At 57.6% G+C, this 18750-nt stretch carries 19 protein-coding genes and 1 pseudogene; 17 read left to right on the forward strand and 3 right to left on the reverse strand.

Going from position 1 to position 18750, the window contains the following annotated elements; genetic code table 11:
- Nucleotides 1-155: 155 nt before the first annotated feature.
- The 7 genes and pseudogenes from BLR16_RS10535 to BLR16_RS10565 all read left to right on the forward strand — a co-directional run bounded on the left by BLR16_RS10535 (nucleotide 156) and on the right by BLR16_RS10565 (nucleotide 7033).
- Nucleotides 156-536, forward strand: a complete 381-nt coding sequence (locus BLR16_RS10535) for a hypothetical protein (protein WP_074805936.1) — start codon at nucleotides 156-158, stop codon at nucleotides 534-536.
- Nucleotides 537-866: 330 nt separating this feature from the next.
- On the forward strand, nucleotides 867-1451 hold the full coding sequence (locus tag BLR16_RS10540; protein ID WP_003365284.1) for a fimbrial protein: 585 nt from the start codon (nucleotides 867-869) through the stop codon (nucleotides 1449-1451).
- A gap of 63 nt (nucleotides 1452-1514) precedes the next feature.
- Nucleotides 1515-2267 (forward strand): fimbrial biogenesis chaperone, encoded by a 753-nt coding sequence (locus tag BLR16_RS10545; protein ID WP_003433576.1) that lies wholly within the window; start codon nucleotides 1515-1517, stop codon nucleotides 2265-2267.
- Between the two features lie 131 nt (nucleotides 2268-2398).
- A pseudogene (locus BLR16_RS10550) lies at nucleotides 2399-4933 on the forward strand (fimbria/pilus outer membrane usher protein).
- Complete coding sequence (locus BLR16_RS10555) at nucleotides 4930-5715, forward strand: fimbrial biogenesis chaperone (protein WP_060708969.1); 786 nt, start codon at nucleotides 4930-4932, stop codon at nucleotides 5713-5715. Before BLR16_RS10550 ends, BLR16_RS10555 begins: the two are co-directional and overlap by 4 nt.
- 1 nt (nucleotide 5716) lies before the next feature.
- The gene (locus BLR16_RS10560; protein WP_074805699.1) at nucleotides 5717-6715 is read left to right on the forward strand and encodes a fimbrial protein; all 999 of its coding nucleotides are present in this window, start codon (nucleotides 5717-5719) and stop codon (nucleotides 6713-6715) included.
- A 93-nt stretch (nucleotides 6716-6808) separates the two neighbouring features.
- Complete coding sequence (locus BLR16_RS10565) at nucleotides 6809-7033, forward strand: hypothetical protein (RefSeq protein ID WP_003365273.1); 225 nt, start codon at nucleotides 6809-6811, stop codon at nucleotides 7031-7033.
- A 17-nt stretch (nucleotides 7034-7050) separates the two neighbouring features.
- On the opposite strand, the gene BLR16_RS10570 is transcribed toward BLR16_RS10565, so the two are convergent.
- The 3 genes from BLR16_RS10570 to BLR16_RS10580 form a co-directional block, all read right to left on the reverse strand.
- Nucleotides 7051-7806 (reverse strand): YkgJ family cysteine cluster protein, encoded by a 756-nt coding sequence (locus BLR16_RS10570; protein ID WP_058416399.1) that lies wholly within the window; start codon nucleotides 7804-7806, stop codon nucleotides 7051-7053.
- A gap of 117 nt (nucleotides 7807-7923) precedes the next feature.
- A complete protein-coding gene (locus BLR16_RS10575; RefSeq protein ID WP_074805697.1) occupies nucleotides 7924-8385 on the reverse strand; it encodes a GNAT family N-acetyltransferase in 462 nt (153 codons plus the stop codon).
- 65 nt (nucleotides 8386-8450) lie between these two features.
- A complete protein-coding gene (locus tag BLR16_RS10580) occupies nucleotides 8451-9347 on the reverse strand; it encodes a chemotaxis protein (protein ID WP_003365270.1) in 897 nt (298 codons plus the stop codon).
- A gap of 611 nt (nucleotides 9348-9958) precedes the next feature.
- Between BLR16_RS10580 and BLR16_RS10585 the strand changes: the two genes are divergently transcribed.
- From BLR16_RS10585 to BLR16_RS10630, 10 genes are all read left to right on the forward strand, one after another.
- Nucleotides 9959-10468 (forward strand): disulfide bond formation protein B, encoded by a 510-nt coding sequence (locus BLR16_RS10585; RefSeq protein ID WP_003365269.1) that lies wholly within the window; start codon nucleotides 9959-9961, stop codon nucleotides 10466-10468.
- A 252-nt stretch (nucleotides 10469-10720) separates the two neighbouring features.
- On the forward strand, nucleotides 10721-10921 hold the full coding sequence (locus BLR16_RS28565; protein WP_003314077.1) for a hypothetical protein: 201 nt from the start codon (nucleotides 10721-10723) through the stop codon (nucleotides 10919-10921).
- 10 nt (nucleotides 10922-10931) lie between these two features.
- Nucleotides 10932-11873, forward strand: a complete 942-nt coding sequence (gene cyoA / locus BLR16_RS10595; RefSeq protein WP_003433560.1) for a ubiquinol oxidase subunit II — start codon at nucleotides 10932-10934, stop codon at nucleotides 11871-11873.
- 3 nt (nucleotides 11874-11876) lie between these two features.
- Complete coding sequence (cyoB, locus tag BLR16_RS10600; protein WP_003433558.1) at nucleotides 11877-13889, forward strand: cytochrome o ubiquinol oxidase subunit I; 2013 nt, start codon at nucleotides 11877-11879, stop codon at nucleotides 13887-13889.
- A gap of 3 nt (nucleotides 13890-13892) precedes the next feature.
- On the forward strand, nucleotides 13893-14525 hold the full coding sequence (locus BLR16_RS10605) for a cytochrome o ubiquinol oxidase subunit III (protein ID WP_042930342.1): 633 nt from the start codon (nucleotides 13893-13895) through the stop codon (nucleotides 14523-14525).
- Nucleotides 14525-14857, forward strand: a complete 333-nt coding sequence (gene cyoD / locus BLR16_RS10610; RefSeq protein ID WP_003409003.1) for a cytochrome o ubiquinol oxidase subunit IV — start codon at nucleotides 14525-14527, stop codon at nucleotides 14855-14857. Before BLR16_RS10605 ends, cyoD begins: the two co-directional genes overlap by 1 nt.
- 10 nt (nucleotides 14858-14867) lie before the next feature.
- Nucleotides 14868-15755: a heme o synthase gene (gene cyoE, locus BLR16_RS10615; RefSeq protein ID WP_003314082.1), complete on the forward strand. Its 888-nt coding sequence runs from the start codon at nucleotides 14868-14870 to the stop codon at nucleotides 15753-15755.
- Nucleotides 15756-16010: 255 nt separating this feature from the next.
- Entirely contained in the window at nucleotides 16011-16895 is an 885-nt protein-coding gene (locus BLR16_RS10620) for a glycosyltransferase family 2 protein (protein WP_074805694.1), read from the forward strand.
- 37 nt (nucleotides 16896-16932) lie between these two features.
- Complete coding sequence (locus tag BLR16_RS10625) at nucleotides 16933-17574, forward strand: CatB-related O-acetyltransferase (protein ID WP_074805691.1); 642 nt, start codon at nucleotides 16933-16935, stop codon at nucleotides 17572-17574.
- Nucleotides 17575-17722: 148 nt separating this feature from the next.
- Complete coding sequence (locus tag BLR16_RS10630; protein ID WP_074805688.1) at nucleotides 17723-18742, forward strand: branched-chain amino acid aminotransferase; 1020 nt, start codon at nucleotides 17723-17725, stop codon at nucleotides 18740-18742.
- The last annotated feature ends 8 nt before the right edge of the window (nucleotides 18743-18750 follow it).

Here is an 18750-nt window from a genome sequence, read left to right on the forward strand (position 1 = left end):
AAAAGTCGGAATTGGACGATATCTATGTTGAAGAGATAGTTGTCCAGATGTTTATTAAGTCCTAGGAGTTTTCCTACATTTTCCTAAGTAGGTTTCTGGCAGGTCATTCTCTCATCAACTTAACTTATCGTATGAGTCAATGAATGGAGTACGCCATGAGCCGTCAGAAAACGAACGGAAAAGTGATGTGGAAGTTACGGTCCCTTGATAAAAACTTGTGGGTCGCAATCATGTCGACGCTGTGGCTGGCTACTCCCGTTGTGTCATGGGCAAAGGACGGTGCAATAACGTTGCGTGGCAGTATCGTCAACAGCAGTTGCAGGGTTTCCAGTACAGAGATAACGGTGCCCGGTAATCAGTCGAGAACGCTGGAAGTTGCACCCGGGGTCATTATTCATGTGAGCACCGAACGCAATGTCTGTGGTGAGCAGGCAATGCCCTTCGTGACGCAGTATCTGGTATTGCCTGCCGCCGTGGTTATCGACGGAGAAGCCCTGCAGGCGCGCGCTGCCGTCGTTACGTTGAGCTATCAGTAACTAGCTGCCTGTTGTGTTTTTTCGTCCGGACTGTCACGTTTTCAAGTGGCAGTCCAGTGCCCGCCAGGTTTGAACGATACATAACCTCGGCCACCGTCAAGGCGTCGCTAGTCTGTACCTGAGTAAGGGCGCGCTTCTGTATGGAAAAGGGTTTTTATCAGTGTGCCGGGCACGACTTATAATTATTCCTACAGACCTGTCCTGCGTGTCGTGTTGTGTTGTCTGCGGGGTGAAAGTTACCGGGCTGACAGCATTGAAATAGACCTGGCTCTATAGTGCTCACCGTCCGATAGCGGGCACACACGAAATAACACAAGGAAGGTCGTTAGCATGAAAAAGCGTTCTCTTACATTGGCAGTTCTGGGCGTAATGGGCGTTGGCATGGCAGGTACCGCCAGTGCTGCGAACAACGGCACAATGGTCTTTAACGGAACACTGACCAATATCTCCTGCGATGTGGGGCCGGGCACGGGTGTCAGTGCGGGGACCAACCCTGGCGAAATCAATATCGACCTGGGCAACGTGTCCTTCTCCGATATCGGTGTATCGAGCGAAAGCCGATTCGAGACGGCTGCCCCCATCCAGCTGCTGGTCAACTGCAGTGCCGGTGCAGACCAGTACAACATGGTGAAGATGCGACTTATTGCCCGTAACGGCAGTGGCCTGGACAACAACGATGCGAAACTCCTGCGCACCACCGGTGCGGCAGATGGCGTCGGTATCGGCCTGCTCAATGCGTCCAGTGTGCTGATGGATCTGAGTGGTGACGAAACCGTCGACACCACGCTGATCAAGGATGGCGCCAACGGAGCCACCGCTGAAATCAATTTTGGCGCGGTGTATGTGCTTAACGGCACGCCCACCAATCCGGGTAATGCCGACGGCTTCCTGCCGTTCGTGATGGATTACGAGTAATCGTGTCGGGCGGGGCGGGCAGTGCTCGCTCTGTCCTCTACCGAATTCAAGGCGAACGCCAGCATGTTTTCCGATTTTTTTCGCTACACGATGCTTGTTGCGTTGGTGTTCTGCGCATCCACCGTTCAGGCGGGCATTGTATTGAATACGACGCGAGTCATTTACCAGGGCACTGATAAAGAGGTCAGTCTGGGTGTTCACAACAGTGGCGGGGGAGAGATTCTCCTGCAGTCCTGGCTTGAACCGCCTGTGGCGGCGGTCAGCACTCACGAAAGTCTGCCGAACCTGCCGTTCATTGTCACACCCGCACTTGCGCGTATGGCCGGGGGTGGCAGGCAGCTATTGCGGATCATTCATTCCGGTGCCGACATGCCCACCGATCGTGAATCGGTGTTATGGCTCAATGTTCAGGAAATTCCCCAGACCGCAGCTGAAAACACACTGCAGATCGCGGTACGTCAGCGCATCAAAGTCTTCTTCCGGCCTGATGGTTTGCAGGGTGATCCACAGCAGGCTCCGGAAAAACTGAACTGGCAGTGGGTCGATGACACCGGTGTACAGGTCGAAAATCCCGGCCCCTATCATGTCTCCATGCTGAGGGTTTCCATACGCCAGCATGACACCGAACTTGCCCGTCTGGACAGTCAGATGCTGGCGCCGCATCAGCGTCTGCGTATTCAGTTACAGCACACATCGGCAAGTGCGCCGTTGCTGTTGAGTTTCGTCAGTCTCAATGACTACGGCGGACAAGTGCCTTATCAGGCAGCCCTTACCCATAAACAACCGGTTAACGCCGGCAAGGCGTCGGCCCGATAAGCTGGCGCATCCACTGTCAGCGTTCACTGTTCAAACCGTCGGGCCTCAGCGACAAGACCGCCCGGCAGACCTGCGTCTGTGTAAAAGGATTGCGCGACGCGCGCGACAGCCGAAGTAGAGTGAAGACCGCTATGGAATGGCGCAAAGAAGTTAACAAGGGAGTCATTGCCCAGTGCGCGCTCCCTCACCCCCGACGCTGTGCGCGGGGTATCGGTTTCGGATTGGCGTTGATGGTTGCGGTCAGCGCGTCGGCCGCCTCTTCGGGTGGCAGCGGCGCAGGCAGATTCAATACGGCTTTTATCCAGGGAAGCGATCAGCCGCCTGACCTTCAGGAGTTTCTGCGCTCCAATAGCGTACTGCCCGGTACTTACCGGGTTGATATCTACGTTAATCGCAAGCTGAGCGGCAGGCGGGATATCCGCTTTTTGAAAAATCCGCTGTCAGGCCTGATCGAGCCCTGCCTGTCGCTCGAGATGCTACAGAGCTTTGGTCTGGACTTGAGTCGTCTGCCGTCAGGTGAGGTGTCTGCCCAGGCCTGTTTCGACCTGCCTGCGCGTGTCGAATTTGCCCGCGTCGACTATCAGCCCGGTGCGTTGCGACTGACGATCAGTGTGCCGCAAGCGGTGATGTCACGCGGTGCCCGCGGTTATGTGTCGCCGGAGCTTTGGGATCAGGGCGAGACCGCAGGCTTTATCAATTACAACTTCAATGGCAGCCGTCGGCGTAACAAGGGCCTGGAAACGGATCAGTACTACGTTGGGCTGCGAAACGGGCTGAACGTTGGTGCCTGGCGTTTGCGCAACGAGTCCTCTCTGGTGGGTGGCAGTGACAGACCCTGGCGTTATCGCAGCAATCGTACGTTCGCACAGCGCGACATCACCGCCCTGAAAAGCCAGCTCACGCTGGGCGAGACGTTTACCGATTCGCAGGTCTTCGACAGTGTCCGCTTCAGGGGCGCGGCGCTGGTCTCTGACGACGGCATGTTGTCTGACAGCGAGCGGGCCTATGCCCCGGTCATCCGCGGGATTGCCGAAACCAATGCGACCGTGGAAGTTCGCCAGAACGGCTTTCTGCTTTACAGCGGCACTGTGTCGCCCGGGCCTTTCGAGATTGCCGATATTTATCCCAGTGGCTCGAATGGCGATTTGTCGGTGTCTGTCATCGAAGCAGACGGGCGTGTGCGAAACTTCACTCAGGCTTACGCGTCGCTGCCGATCATGGTTCCCGCAGGCTCGTTGCGCTACAGCCTGGCCAGCGGGCAGGTCGACAACAATGACGACCAGCAGGCCTCTCCGGCGTTTGCCAGCGCAGCCCTGATCTACGGGCTTTCCGAACGGATCACCGGGTTTGCCGGGCTGCAACTGGCCGAGGATTATCAGGCCTGGAACATAGGTACGGGAGTAAACACCGGGCTGGGCGCGGTGTCGATGGACCTCACCCGATCGATCAGCAAGGTGGATCAGCAGGCGCGCAGTGGTCAGAGCCTGCGGGTGCGTTATGCCAACACGCTGGACGTCACCGACACCACGCTGGCAGTGGCCGGTTACCGGTATTCGACCGAGCAATACCGGACCTTGAACCAGCACGTCAGCGATATCGGCCCGCAGCGGCTGGTACTGCCCTCTGGCCTGGCGCGGGATCGACTCGAACTCAGCATCACTCAGATAGTGCCCGGCCAGTCGGCGTCGCTGAGCCTGACTGCTTCAGAGCAGCGCTACTGGAACCTGCCCGGCAAGACCCGGCAACTTTACCTGTCCTATAACGCAGCCTGGCGTTCGCTCAATTACAGCCTGTCCGTCGAACGCAACGAGGATTTCGGGCGAAGCGGTGACGCGAGCACCGACAATCGTATTGCTCTGAGCGTGACCCTGCCGCTTGGATCCAGCCCCGGCTCGTCGCGATTGTCTTTCAACGCGGTGCGCGACAGCCGCGGCGAGTACAACGCGCAGACCGGTCTTAACGGCCAGGTGCCCGGCGATCGCGACACGTTCTATTCGGTACAGGCTGGACGTGACAGTACCTCCGGCAGTTTCGGCGCAGGCAAGGTCAGCACCAGCACGGCATTCGGCCGTTTCGAGGCCGGTTATAGCCAGGGTCAGGATTACGATGCATTCAGCCTGTCCGCCGCTGGTTCGCTGGTAGCGCATGCCGGTGGCGTTAACCTGGGGCAGGCCTTGGGGGAAACCTTTGCACTGGTTCAGGTGCCCGATGTCGGTGGCGCCCGCTTGAAGTCGTTCAGTAACGTCGAGACCGCCGGCAACGGCTATGCGGTTCTGCCTTATGCGCAGGCTTACCGCACCAACTGGGTCAGCCTGGATACCCGGCAGCTGGGCGCTGATGTCGATCTGGAAAACGCCATCACCCAGATCGTGCCGCGCAGGGGCGCGATCCCGGTGGTGCGCTTCAAGGCCAATGTGGGCCGTCGGGTGCAGTTCGAACTGGTGCGCACCGATGGCAGCAAGGTGCCGCTGGGCGCCAGTGTCGAAGATGAGCAGGGCAGGGCGCTGGCAGTGGTCGATCCCGGCAGTCAGGCGCTGGTGCTCAGCGAGCAGGACGCCGGCAGCCTGTGGGTGCGCTGATCCGATCAACGTTGTCAGGCAACATTCTCGCTACCGCCCAGAGACCCGTCGCGAGCCTACGAGCGGATCAGGGTGATATGCCGATGAGCGCTTTCGCTGGCTCATGCAAGGCGCTGCTGACGGCTGTGCTTTTGACAAGCGACCTGGCGGCGCACGGCGCTGTTTCGCTGAGTGGAACACGGCTGGTTTTCAACGGGCAGTATCGCGAAGTCACGCTCGAAGTGCGCAATCGCGGCAAGTCCGAGGCGCTTTTGCAGGCCTGGCTCAGCGACGCCGCGGACGATGACGACACCCCGGGTGAGCTTCGCAAAGCGCTGCCATTCGTGGTCACGCCACCGCTTGCACGCCTGGCGGTGGGCGGCAGGCAGACCTTGCGCGTGCTGTATCAGGGCTCGGGCATGCCGCAGGAGCACGAGTCTCTGCTGCATCTGTATGTGCTTGAGGTGCCTCGACGCCAGGACGGCGTGGGGCAGTTGAACATTGCCGTGCGCCAACGCATCAACGTGTTCTACCGGCCCCCCGGCCTTGACGGTGATCCGGCCGACACCCCCGCGCGGCTGCTGTGGACACTGACTCATGACCCGTCGCACGTCTTGTTGCTGACGGTCAGTAACCCGACGCCCTATCACGCCGCTCTGCAAGCGCTGCATATCGACGGTGTGCAGCTCGGCGATCATCTGCTGCTGGCGCCGGGCGCCCAGGTTGCCATGGCTGTGCCCGCAAGTGTCGAGCCCTCTGCCACACATCGTTTTTCATACCAGGCGCTGACCGACTACGGCGGCCGACGGACCCATTGCGCACAGCTCACCGGGCAGACAGCCACTACGGCCGGGCTGCCGAAAAACAATTCCATTCAGGACGAATGCTGATATGAAACATCTCTCTGCCGGAGGCTGGCTGCGATCCCTTGCCGTGGTGCTGTTACTGCATCCGGCTTCCACTTTCGCGCTGATCTGTACCACTCAAGGGACGGGCGAAACCGAAATTCACGATGATCTGAGCAGTTCGGTGGCAATCCCGGAGTCGAGTCCTGACGGGGAAGTGGTATGGCGTTCCGAACCTCTGACTGTTCAGGTCGAATGCGCGAGAGAGGGCTGGCAGTCCGGCGCGGAGGAGATTTTTATCTACCTGAATCCGGACAATCGTTCGATCGGTCAGGGGATTCGCGCCGGGATGACGCTGCAGGGCATCGATCACCTGCAAGGCGGTGGAAGGATCAGTACCGGGAGCTACCTGCCGATGTGTCGTGAGGGTGAGAGCACGCTCGACAACTGCCCTAAGGTGCGCTTCAGCCTGGCGTTTTCGGTGTTCATCCAGAAGTTCGGCGCTACACCGTCCTCCGGCGTGGCCAGTGACCTGCTCGATTACCGGTTTTTTCAGCTGGGCGGCGCGACAGACCCGAGTCGGCTGTCAGGGCGCAGCCTCAGTTATGTGATCAATAACCTGCGGGGGCTGAGGTTCGTGGCCTGCGATGCCGATCTCCAAGTGCTCCCGGAAACCGTGGAATTTGGCGATGTTGCGATACACCAAGTGGCCATTGGCAAAGTGACTGCCACCCAGACATTCTCCCTGCTGACCAGTCGCAGCTGCGATTCGCCCTTCAGCATCGACGCGCGTTTCAGGCCGGTGACAGGCACTCTGTCTGGCGAGCTGCTGATCCCTGTCGGAAATGATTCGTTGGGGATCCGGATGACCAGCGCAGTCAATGGTCAGCCGTTACGCTACAACGAACCCTTCCATCTGGCGGAATTGCTGGGCGAAACCAACACTGCCAGGGCGGACTTCAATGCCGAACTGCTATGGAACACCAGCACGCCACGGCCCGGACCGTTCAATGCCGAAGTGATGGTCGATCTGTTCTACAAATGACGGCGACAGGAGGCTCGGGCGGTTGTGCGGCGATTGATGTATGCTGCGCGGCCGCGGGCATTTGCCCGGCCAATTCGACTTTCTGGTGACACCATGACCACTCCTGAACAACCCCCTGTTCAAGACGCCGCCGCCGACTCCGCCGCAGACACTGAAAAGAAGGCTGTCATTGCGCCTTTCAGCTTTCCGTTCAAGCCTTCGGAGTTTGCCCAGGCCAAAAAGGAGCCGGCGTGGCATCAGAAAACCAACAAGCACGGCCACCACAAGACCCCGGGCGCAGCGCCGGCCGGCACCCGCAGGTCGATGGGCAAGCGCTGATTGCCTGATTGATCCTGTCAGGCAGCCTGCAACGGGATGAACAGGTAGGAAACCGGCTGCCGGTCAGTCACTTCGGCACCTTCCTGTTGCAGGGTGTCCAGGACGTGCTGGCCGGCCACGTGAAACTCCCACTTCGAGCCCTGGGCTCGCTCATCCTGCGCAGGATTTGCGACTTCTTCGATGGCAGCGGCAAACGCGCCCATGTCCGGCAGATAGGCGACGAAACCGTTGCCCTTGAGGGCGGTGGTACGGATGCCGAGCTTCTGGCAAATCAGCTGTTTGGTCTCTATCTCATCCCGGTCGGCCTGACGCGACTGTTCGATCAGGTCTATCAGTTGCGTATCGACCAGCCTGTCGTTGACGATCAGGTCAGGACCCTGCTCCCAGGACTCTGGCGGGCAGCCTTTGCTGTCCGGGCGTAACGGAATGTGCGGGTTGATCTCCATCGGATAGATTCGGCACACCAGCGGCCGACGCTCGTAGATGCGGCACAGGTTCTTCTCGTCAAGATTCCGGCAGCGCCCCACGTTGTAGGCCGCGAAGGTGATCGCCACGAAGGCTGTCGTGCTGCCACTGCTCACCTCGGTCGAGCGACGGCTGGCATGGGTCAGCTGGGTCTCGGAGACCCCGTAGCCATTGCTCAAAAATGCCTCGGTCAGAACGATGACGTTGCCGCCATCTGCTGCCCACTGCGTGGCTTCGCCGAGCGTCAGCGGTACGTGATGGTCGGTGCAACAGCCGCCACAACCCACGCAGGAAAACTTGGTGTCCATTATCTCGATGATCCGTCGAAGAGGTATGTGGTGGGCGACAACAATTGGTCACTCACCTGCTTGATACCTCTCCGGAAGCAAGTTGTGCGCCAGTCGCCGGGCGGGTCAACAGCGCGTTCAGGCTGCAGGGATGTCGAAACGCTTGAGATAGGCCATTGCGGATTTCTCATAAAGACGCCGCGCCGCCAAGTTGTTTTCCATGACGTGAAGGTCGACAGATGCTTCGTTGCGCGTACGCAGATGGACGAACAGGTGATTGAGCAGGGCGTGGCCGATCCCGCTGTGTCGCACACTAGGGTGCACGACCAAGTCCCTGATGAATGCGCTGGTCCAGCACACGATCACACCGACTACCGTTGCATCACGCATGGCCAGAAAGCACAGCGACGGGTCGCATTCCGGATCGTGTTCGAAGGCGGCCAGCCAGTCCGGATAATCCGCAACGCAGCCTGCCGCGCTGCCGTAACCCACGGTCAGCAGGCGGTGAACCTCTGGGGCTCGATCAATGGTGAAGGGGTGTGGCTGGATGCCATGCGGCCAGGCTGCGAATGATACTGGCACTGCGAGATCCCGACGCATCAGCCAGTAATGCGCGGCGGATGCGTCGGTCAGGTTCGGACGTTGTGTCGCTGTGCGCTCAGGGATCAGAGCCCTTGGGCGACCACCGTACGTGCGGCCTCGATCAGGCATTTGGTCAACTCGGGTGACGAAAACTTGGTCAACACGGCATTGGCCCCGGCGACCTGGGACTTCTCGCTGTTCATCGCGCTATCGAGCGAGGTGTGCAGCAGAATGTACAGGTCACTGAAGTCCGGCGTATCCCGGAGTGTGCGGGTGAGGGCGTAGCCGTCCATTTCCGACATCTCGATATCGGAAACCACCACGTTGATCTGCCGTGCAGTGCCCTGCAGGTCGAGCAGAACATCGATAGCTTCTTTGGCACTGCGCGCCGTGTGGCATTCGATGCCGAGATTACGCAAGGTAATGATCGACTGCTGCAGGGCAACCTGGCTGTCATCGACGACCAGAATCCGCGCCTTGCTCAGCAGTTCCGCATCCTCTTTGGCCAGCTCCGTCGATTGCACGACGATCTGCGCAGGGGCGATGCCGTGGATCACCTTTTCGATGTCCAGCACCTGCACCAGCACGCCGTCGACCTGAGTGACCCCGGTGATGAACGACTTGCTGCTCGACCCGTAGGGCGGCGGACGGATATCGGTGGTCAGGCAATGCACAATCTTGCTGACGGCCTGAACGTGCAGGCCCTGCTTCGAGCGACTGACATCCGTGACGATCAGGCAGCCACCGTCGGGATCGGCCAGCGGACGCTCGCCGATCGCACGACTCAGATCGATAACCGACAGTGACGAGCCACGTAACGTCGCGATGCCTTTGACGTGCGGGTGCGATTCGGGAAGATGGGTCAGGGGAGGGCAGGGGATAATCTCGCTGACCTTGAGCAGGTTGATCGCCATCAGCTTGCCGCTGCGCAACGTGAAGAGGAGCAGCGAAAGTGAATCTGCTCGGACGTTCTTGGACATATGAACCTTCTGGCTGTAGGTGTTTCGTCGCCTGGTAGCGGCAGACAACTTTCTATGACAGGTTATCGACCTGAGACGGGCTGGCTTGAGGATTTTTAACCGACAGCCGAGCACGCCGTTCGCTTGCCATTGGAAGTCGTTGCACTACACCGCAGCGGGCCCGACAAACTGACTGCCCACGTCCCGATAGTGGCAGTCTGGCTTCGGTTGCGTCAAACCGGAGGAGGGCGGCAGATTGTCGCTCTCTGCATTCCGACAACCTGCGTCGCGGGTTCGCACGCAGTAGTGCTTTGCCAGAAAGGCACCCTGCGACAAAATACCGCAGCTATATATAGAAGAAGAGCTGCGACAAACTGACGCACCCTTCTATATATAGAAGGGCATTGCATCCGGCTCCCGCAAAAACGTCCTGTCGGTCTTGGATCTGCCGACGCGCAGACCATCCGGCTGGCAAATGCGCCCGTATGGCTGGCCAATGCTTGAGTTGCCGGATCAGACAGATGATCATCGCGCACGCCTCGGCTCAGCCAGGCCGTCCACCCCCGTTCAGGTTGCTGACGCACGCTGCATGGCGTTGACCAACCCTTTCATCAGTTCAGTAAGGTATGTGAATGAGCGACAACACGTTGTACCTGAGACGCGAAAAGCGCTTTCTGGTTTTGCTGGGGATTATCTGCCTGGCCCTGATCGGCGGCGCCCTGTACATGCAGATCGTCCTGGGCGAAGCGCCTTGCCCGTTGTGCATCCTGCAGCGTTACGCGCTGTTGTTCATCGCCATTTTTGCGTTCATCGGCGCGGCCATGCCTGGGCGTCGCAGCGTCACGGCGTTTGAAACCCTGGTTACCCTCAGCGCCCTTGGCGGCATTGCCGCGGCCGGCCGGCATGTCTGGATCCTCGCCCATCCGTCCGACAGCTGCGGTATCGACGTGCTGCAGCCAATTGTCGATGGCCTGCCATTGGCTACACTGTTCCCTACAGGGTTTCAGGTAAGCGGTTTCTGCACGACGCCATATCCGCCGGTTCTCGGATTGTCACTCGCGCAATGGGCGCTGACGGCGTTTGTCCTGACCGCAGTTCTGGTACCGGCGTGCATCATTCGCAATCGCCGCAAACCTTACTAACTACAGGGGCTTTCGCAAAAAATGCCCCGTGAATACGGGGCTTTTTACGAGTGAAATGAGGCGTTTGCAAGACGATTGTTACGCATATAGAGAATAACTGTTACAAAATTAGGCATAGTCATTAAAAATTTACGTATCTACAATCCCCGTCACTTGTCGTTCAGCTTGGCCGAACGATCAGCATTTTGAGGCTTGGAGCGTCCCCTGTGCACTCTGAACAGGCAGCGCAACGCTTGCCTCTGAGGGCGTATAATGGCCGCGTCGAAAGCGTCTGCCCGAAGTTTTGGGCAGTTCCAGCAACTCAAAAAACAAGAATCCATAGCTAAACCCGGACTTGTCGATACGCCGCTGTGCGTGCTGGCGGCCCTTGTTCAATTCAAAAAAATTAGCCGGCACTGGCAGGGCGAAGTGTTGGCGGTCGAAACCCAACTGCACCGCGCAAGCTGCTTTTAGAGGTCGTGAAATGAGTAAAAAAAGGTACCCCAGGTTTTTTGGCTTCTTGGCCCTTTTCTGTATGCTTTTGCTCAGTGGATGCGATGGCGTACCTCTGCTCGATCCAAAAGGGCAGGTGGGTATCGAGCAGCGGAACCTGATCGTAATCGCAACGTTGCTGATGCTGATTGTCGTGATCCCGGTCATCCTGATGACCCTGATCTTCGCCTGGAAGTATCGCGCGTCGAACAAGGCCGCCAAGTACACGCCGGACTGGTCTCACTCCACCAAGATCGAAATCGCAGTCTGGGGCGTACCCATGCTGTTGCTGGTCTTCCTGGGGTACATCACTTACGTTTCGACTCACTCGCTGGACCCTTACCGTCCGCTTGATTCGGACGTCAAGCCGGTCACCATCCAGGCGATCTCGGTTGACTGGAAATGGGTATTCGTCTATCCGGACTACGGCATCGCCACGGTCAACAAGATCGTGTTCCCTGCCAAGACTCCGATCAACTTCCAGGTGACCTCCGACAGTGTGATGAACTCGTTCTTCATCCCGGGTCTGGGTGGTCAGATCTACGCGATGGCGGGCATGCACACCAAGCTGCATCTCATTGCCAACGAGAATCACGAATTCAACGGTATTTCGGCCAACTACAGTGGCGCAGGCTTTACCGGCATGAAGTTCAAGGCCATCGCTACCAGCCAGGCTGATTTCGACAGCTGGGTCAGCGAAGTCAAGAGCTCACCTAAAAAGCTTGGCACGGCCGAATACGCCGAGTTGATCAAGCCGAGCGAACGCAACCCTGTCGAACTCTTTTCCTCGGTCACCCCGAACCTGTTCCAGATCGTCATCGACAAGTATGAAGGTATGAATCCAGGCAAGAAGGTTGTTGCTGGTGAGAAGGAAGTGGCCGGTGACGCTGGTGCGGAAAAAGGCAAAAATTCAGCTGCTGGGGCAGAGGAGTAAACGATGTTTGGCAAATTAAGTCTGGAAGCGGTGCCGTTCCACGAGCCCATAGTCATGGTGACACTTGCCATGATCGCGCTCGGCGGCATTGCGGTTGTCGGGTTGATCACCTATTTCCGCAAGTGGACGTACTTGTGGTCTGAATGGCTGACCTCTGTCGACCACAAGAAAATCGGCGTGATGTACATCGTCGTTGCCATGGTCATGCTGCTGCGCGGTTTTGCCGACGCCATCATGATGCGTACCCAACTGGCGATGGCCCAGAACGGTTCCGAAGGGTTCCTTCCGCCTGAACACTATGACCAGATCTTCACCGCTCACGGTGTGATCATGATCATCTTCATGGCGATGCCGTTCTTCACGGGTCTGATGAACATCGTTCTGCCTCTGCAGATCGGCGCTCGCGACGTGGCGTTCCCGTTCCTGAACTCCCTGAGCTTCTGGCTGCTGGTTGCAGGTATGCTGCTGATCAACATCTCCCTGGGTGTCGGTGAGTTCGCCAAGACTGGCTGGGTCGCGTATCCGCCTCTCTCCGGGTTGCAATACAGTCCTGGCGTAGGGGTTGACTACTACATCTGGGCGCTACAGTTATCCGGGTTAGGTACGACGCTGACGGGGGTCAACTTCCTCGTGACCGTTCTGAAGATGCGTACCCCTGGCATGAAACTGATGGACATGCCGATCTTCACCTGGACCTGCACCTGGGCAAACATCCTGATCGTGGCTTCGTTCCCGATCCTGACCGCTACCCTGGCGTTCCTGACCCTTGACCGCTACCTGGACTTCCACATTTTCACGAACGAAATGGGCGGTAACCCCATGATGTACGTGAACCTGTTCTGGGCGTGGGGTCACCCTGAGGTGTACATCCTGATCCTGCCGGCCTTCGGCGTGTTCTCGGAAGTCATCTCGACGTTCTCCGGCAAGCGTCTGTTCGGCCACAAGTCGATGATCTTCGCCTCCGGTGCGATCTGTATCCTGGGCTTCATGGTCTGGCTGCACCACTTCTTCACCATGGGTGCGGGTGCCAACGTCAACGCCTTCTTCGGTCTGGCGACGATGCTGATCGCGATCCCGACGGGTGTGAAGCTGTTCAACTGGCTGTTCACGATGTATCAGGGCCGTCTGCGCTTCACTCCGCCGGTACTCTGGACCCTGGGTTTCATGGTCACCTTCTCGATCGGCGGCATGACCGGCGTTCTGCTGGCGATCCCGGGTGCTGACTTCGTGCTGCACAACAGCCTGTTCGTGATCGCTCACTTCCACAACGTCATCATCGGCGGTGCGGTATTCGGTTACATCGCCGGCTTCGCGTTCTGGTTCCCTAAAGCGTTCGGTTTCACCCTGAACGAGAAGTGGGGCAAGGCTGCGTTCTGGTTCTGGATCGTCGGCTTCTTCGTCGCATTCATGCCGCTGTACGCGCTGGGCTTCCTGGGCATGACCCGTCGTCTGAACGCTACCGACATGCCAGAGTGGAACATCTACCTGGACGTCGCGCTGTTCGGTGCCGTGCTGATCGCGATGGGTATCGCTTCGCAGCTGATCCAGCTGTTCGTGAGTATCCGTGACCGCGACAACAACCGCGATCTGACCGGTGACCCATGGAATGGCCATACCCTGGAATGGTCCACGTCTTCGCCTCCACCGTTCTACAACTTTGCCGAGCTGCCAAAAGCTGACGACATTGACGCGTTCACCGACGCAAAACGTGCCGGCACCGCTTACAAGGTTCCTGCCCGCTACTCGGCGATCCACATGCCTAACAACACGCCGACCGGCCTGTACATGGGTATGTTGCTGACGGTCTTCGGCTTTGCATTCATCTGGCACATCTGGTGGCTGGTAGGCGCAAGCCTGGTTGCGACCATTGCAGTCTTCGTTGCTCACGCTGTCCGTGACGACCAGGGCTACATGGTGCCTGCTGAAGATGTAGCGCGTATTGAAGGTGAGCATCACAAGGTCCTGGCGGCCAACGGTGCATACACTCCTGTCAAGTCCTCGCTGGAACAGGTTTAAACAATGTCAAATATTGCAATCAACTCCGGAGCCCACGATCACGGTCACGACCATGATCATGGGCATGACGATCACCACGACAGCGGTGGCATGACGGTCTACGGCTTCTGGCTGTACCTGATGACCGACTGCGTGTTGTTCGCCTCGTTCTTCGCGGTATACGCCGTGATGGTCAACAGTGTCGCGGGTGGCCCATCGGGCCAGGACATCTTCCTGCTGCCATTCGTGGCTGTGGAAACCGCGTTCCTGTTGGTCAGTAGTATCACTTACGGCTTCGCCATGCTGGCACTGTACAAGGGCAATAAAAGCCAGGTACTGGGCTGGCTGGCACTGACCTTCCTGTGCGGTGCTGCCTTCATCGGCATGGAAATCTATGAGTTCCATCACCTGATCGAAGAGGGCTACGGTCCGAGCCGCAGTGGCTTCCTGTCAGCGTTCTTCGCCCTGGTAGGCCTGCACGGTGCTCACGTGACCAGCGGTCTGATCTGGATGGCGATCATGATGTTCCAGGTCCAGAAAAGGGGCCTGACCAACACCAACAAGACGCGCCTGAGCTGCCTGAGCCTGTTCTGGCACTTCCTGGACGTTGTCTGGATCGGCGTGTTCACCGTTGTCTATCTGATGGGAGCTTTGTAATGTCAAATTCGCATCACTCCGCTGAAGACAATAGTCACGGCTCAGTGAAGTCGTACGTCATCGGTTTCGTACTGTCGATCATCCTGACCGCCATTCCGTTTGCCCTGGTGATGTCACCTTCACTGCCGAAGGACATGACGATCGCAATCGTTCTGGTCTTCGCGATCATCCAGATCCTGGTGCACCTGCATTACTTCCTGCATCTGGACTTCACGAGCGTGCAGCGTAACAACGTGATGGCCTTCGCCTTTACCACGATGGTTATCGTCCTGCTGGTCGGCTTGTCGCTGTGGATCATTTTCAGCGTCCACCGCGAAATGATGGCGCATTGAGGAATACCAGATGTCACTGAAGCACTTTATCCAAATCACCAAGCCGGGGATCATTTTCGGTAACGTGCTTTCGGTGGCAGGTGGCTTTTTTCTGGCTTCTAAGGGAAATATCGATTTCGGCGTGTTCCTCGCTGCTGTCATCGGTACTTCCCTGGTCGTTGCGTCCGGTTGTGTGTTCAATAACTGCATCGATCGCGATATCGATCAGCGAATGGAAAGAACCCGTAACCGGGTTCTGGTGCAGGGCCTGGTTTCACTGAAACTGGCGCTGCTCTACGCAACCTTGCTCGGTATTGCAGGCGTTGGCCTGCTGTACACCGAGGCCAATCCGTTGGCCGCACTGTTTGCAGTGATCGGGTTCGTGATTTACGTCGGCCTTTACAGCCTGTACCTGAAACGCAGATCCGTTCACGGCACGCTGGTGGGCAGTCTCTCGGGGGCCATGCCGCCGGTGATTGGCTACTGCGCAGTGAGCAACAGCTTCGACTTTGCGGCCCTGACGCTACTGGTGATGTTCAGCCTGTGGCAGATGCCGCATTCGTATGCGATCGCCATCTTCCGCTTCAATGATTACCGTGCTGCGAAGATCCCGGTTCTGCCGGTCAAGCGCGGCATTCTGGTTACCAAGCGCCACATCATGCTCTACATCCTGGCGTTCCTCGTAGCGACCCTGATGCTGACCGTCGGTGGCTATGCGGGTCTCAATTACCTGGCTGTCGCAGCGGGTATGGGCATGTACTGGTTGTACATGGCCTGGAAGGGCTACAAGGCCGTTGACGATACTGTCTGGGCTCGCAAGTTGTTCGTGTTTTCGATCTTCACCATTACTGCGTTGAGCGTGATGATGTCGGTCGACTTTCAGGTGACAAAAGAATTGCTGGTGACTTACGCCTTCTGATTCCTCCTGATACGCGTTATGAAAACCCCGTTCTGCGAAGAACGGGGTTTTTTTTCGAGTGCCGAACTACACTGGATGAAACACAGGGCGTGTCGGCAGTGTTGAAGTGCCTGTAAACGCCTGCTTGCAGGGCGTTTTTGACCTTTCATGGAAAATCAGGAGCGCTTGCCGCATGATGTGCCGTTTTCAAGCGACCTGTTACAGATATCCGGTTTCCGAGCCCGCCAGGGCTGATCATGATTATGGCTGCTACCCATGATGTCTTCAGAAAGTCAGAACCCCACGTCCAGCCCCTTGGTTTCCATCGTTGCCCCTTGCTACAACGCCGAGCGATTTCTTGAGGCTGCGATTCAGAGCATCTTTGCTCAGGACTACGGAAATTTCGAGGTCATCGTTGTTGATGATGGCTCGACCGACAACAGCATTGCGATGCTCGAGTCCCTGCAGCAACGCTATCCTTTCCAGCTTTACCGTCAGGCCAATCAGGGTGTCAGTGCTGCCCTTAACCACGGTCTGCGGTATGCCAAGGGCGTTTACCTCTCCACGCCGGACCTGGATGACATCATGCTTCCCTCATCGGTGCGGATCCGTGCCGAGTATCTGGACAATCACCCCGCAGTAGGCTGTGTCGGCGCATTGATCAGCTACATGGATGGTGACGGCAATGAAATCAAACGTCAGTCGCGCGATTACATCGAGAGGCTGACGTTCGATGACATATTGCGCGGCGCAGTGGTCGTCGGCGCGCCGGTCGCTCTGTACCGCATGAAGGCCATCAAGGATGCGAACGGCTATGACCCGCAGATAAAGGTTCAGGATTTTCAGGCGACATTGAAAATAGCCCATCTGGGCTATGAAATTCATGTGCTCCCCGAGATCGTTACGCGCTACCGACGTCACTCGAACAACCTTTCACGCAAGTACAAGGTGTTGCTAGAGGCTGACTTGAAAAGCATCGAGCCTTATCGGGACCATCGCGAATACCAGTGCGGTCGCACTCAGGCCATCAACAAGGCCTTGAAATATGCCGCGATCGCGGACAAGCGATATGCCTGGAGTCTGCTGTTGTCCATTCCGTGGAGGCAGATCAACAGAACAACCTTGCGGCGCTGCAAGCGTTTGTTGTTGAGCTATCGGTAGGCGCTGCCTGCTGGTCAAAACATATGTGATTGAAGATATGAAAATCATCGAGCTGTTAAAAAATAGAAAAATACGCAAGCAGCTACGCAAACTTGACAAACTGGAGAGGCTTGCGGAGAAGATCAGACTGCAATACCCGCGAGCTGAAGTGGGTGTAGGCACATATGGCACGCCGGATATCGTCGAGTTTGGTGATGATTCCGTGCTGCGTGTAGGGTCCTACACTTCGATTGCCAAAGGAGTGAGGATTCTGCTGGGGGGTGAGCACCGCACAGACTGGATCACGACCTATCCATTTCCCGCCATGGTCGAGCAATTGGCAGATATCAAGGATTACTCCCCCAGCAAGGGTGATGTCACCATTGGCTGTGACTGCTGGATCTGCGCCAACGCGCTCATCGTATCGGGCGTCACGATAGGTCACGGTGCAGTCGTCGGTGCCGGCGCGATGGTTGTGCGCGATGTGGCCCCCTATTCGGTTGTCGGTGGCAATCCGTGCAAATTCATCCGTTGGCGCTTTGAAGAGGATGTTCTTCAACTGCTGCTGCAAACGGCCTGGTGGGACTGGCCCATGGAGGAGGTCAAATCTGTGGCACGGACCTTGTGCAGCGGTGATATGGAAGCCTTTCTCTCATATGTTCGCCGGCGCCAGGCCACATCACGGCCAGTGGGCAACTGACTGGACGAAAAGCGCCTGTGCGTTCGGAGCTGCTTCAGAAATGCCATGTCGGTTTGCATTTATTTCGAGCCTCATGGCCCGAATGATCTGGCAGAATAAGGCATTGGCCTGACTCGACCAGGCAGTCGCTAAAATGATAGAGGGCGTTATGAGTCAAGAAAGCATCAACTGGGACACTCTGGGTTTTGATTACATCAAGACTGACAAGCGCTACCTTTCTCATTGGCGCGACGGTGCCTGGGATCAGGGCTCACTGACCGAGGACAACACGCTGCATATCAGCGAAGGGTCGACCGCGCTGCATTATGGTCAGCAGTGCTTCGAAGGCCTCAAGTCCTACCGCTGCAAGGATGGCTCGATCAATCTGTTCCGTCCCGATCAGAACGCCCAGCGCATGCAGCGCAGCTGCTCCCGTCTGTTGATGCCCCACATCCCGACCGATGTATTCATCGACGCCTGCAAACAGGTGGTCAAGGCCAACGAACGCTTCATCCCGCCTTACGGTTCCGGCGGCGCGTTGTACCTGCGCCCGTTCGTCATCGGTGTGGGTGACAACATCGGCGTGCGTACGGCGCCTGAGTTCATCTTCTCGATCTTCTGCATTCCGGTGGGCGCCTATTTCAAGGGCGGCCTGAAGCCGAACAATTTCGTCATCTCCGGCTACGACCGTGCTGCGCCCAACGGCACAGGTGCGGCCAAGGTCGGCGGTAACTACGCTGCCAGCCTGATGCCCGGTTCCGAAGCCAAGAAGCACAGCTTTGCAGATTGCATCTATCTCGATCCACAGACCCACTCCAAGATCGAGGAAGTAGGTTCAGCCAACTTCTTTGCCATCACCAAGGACGATGTGTTCCTGACGCCCAAGTCGCCATCAGTGTTGCCGGGTATCACCCGACTTTCGTTGATCGAACTGGCGAAATCCCGTTTGGGCCTGACGGTCGAAGAGGGCGATGTGTTCATCGACCAGATCGGCGAGTTCAAGGAAGCAGGCGCATGCGGTACGGCTGCGGTCATTACTCCGATCGGCGGGATTTCCTACAAGGACAACCTGCACGTGTTCTACAGCCAGACCGAAGTCGGCCCTGTCACTCAGCGTCTGTACAAGGAGCTGACCGGCGTTCAGTCCGGTGACATCGAGGCGCCAGCCGGCTGGATCGTCAAGGTCTGATGAGCTGA

Origin of the sequence: Pseudomonas sp. BS3767 (genome assembly GCF_900099665.1) — a bacterium.
GTDB classification, from domain to species: domain Bacteria; phylum Pseudomonadota; class Gammaproteobacteria; order Pseudomonadales; family Pseudomonadaceae; genus Aquipseudomonas; species Aquipseudomonas cerasi.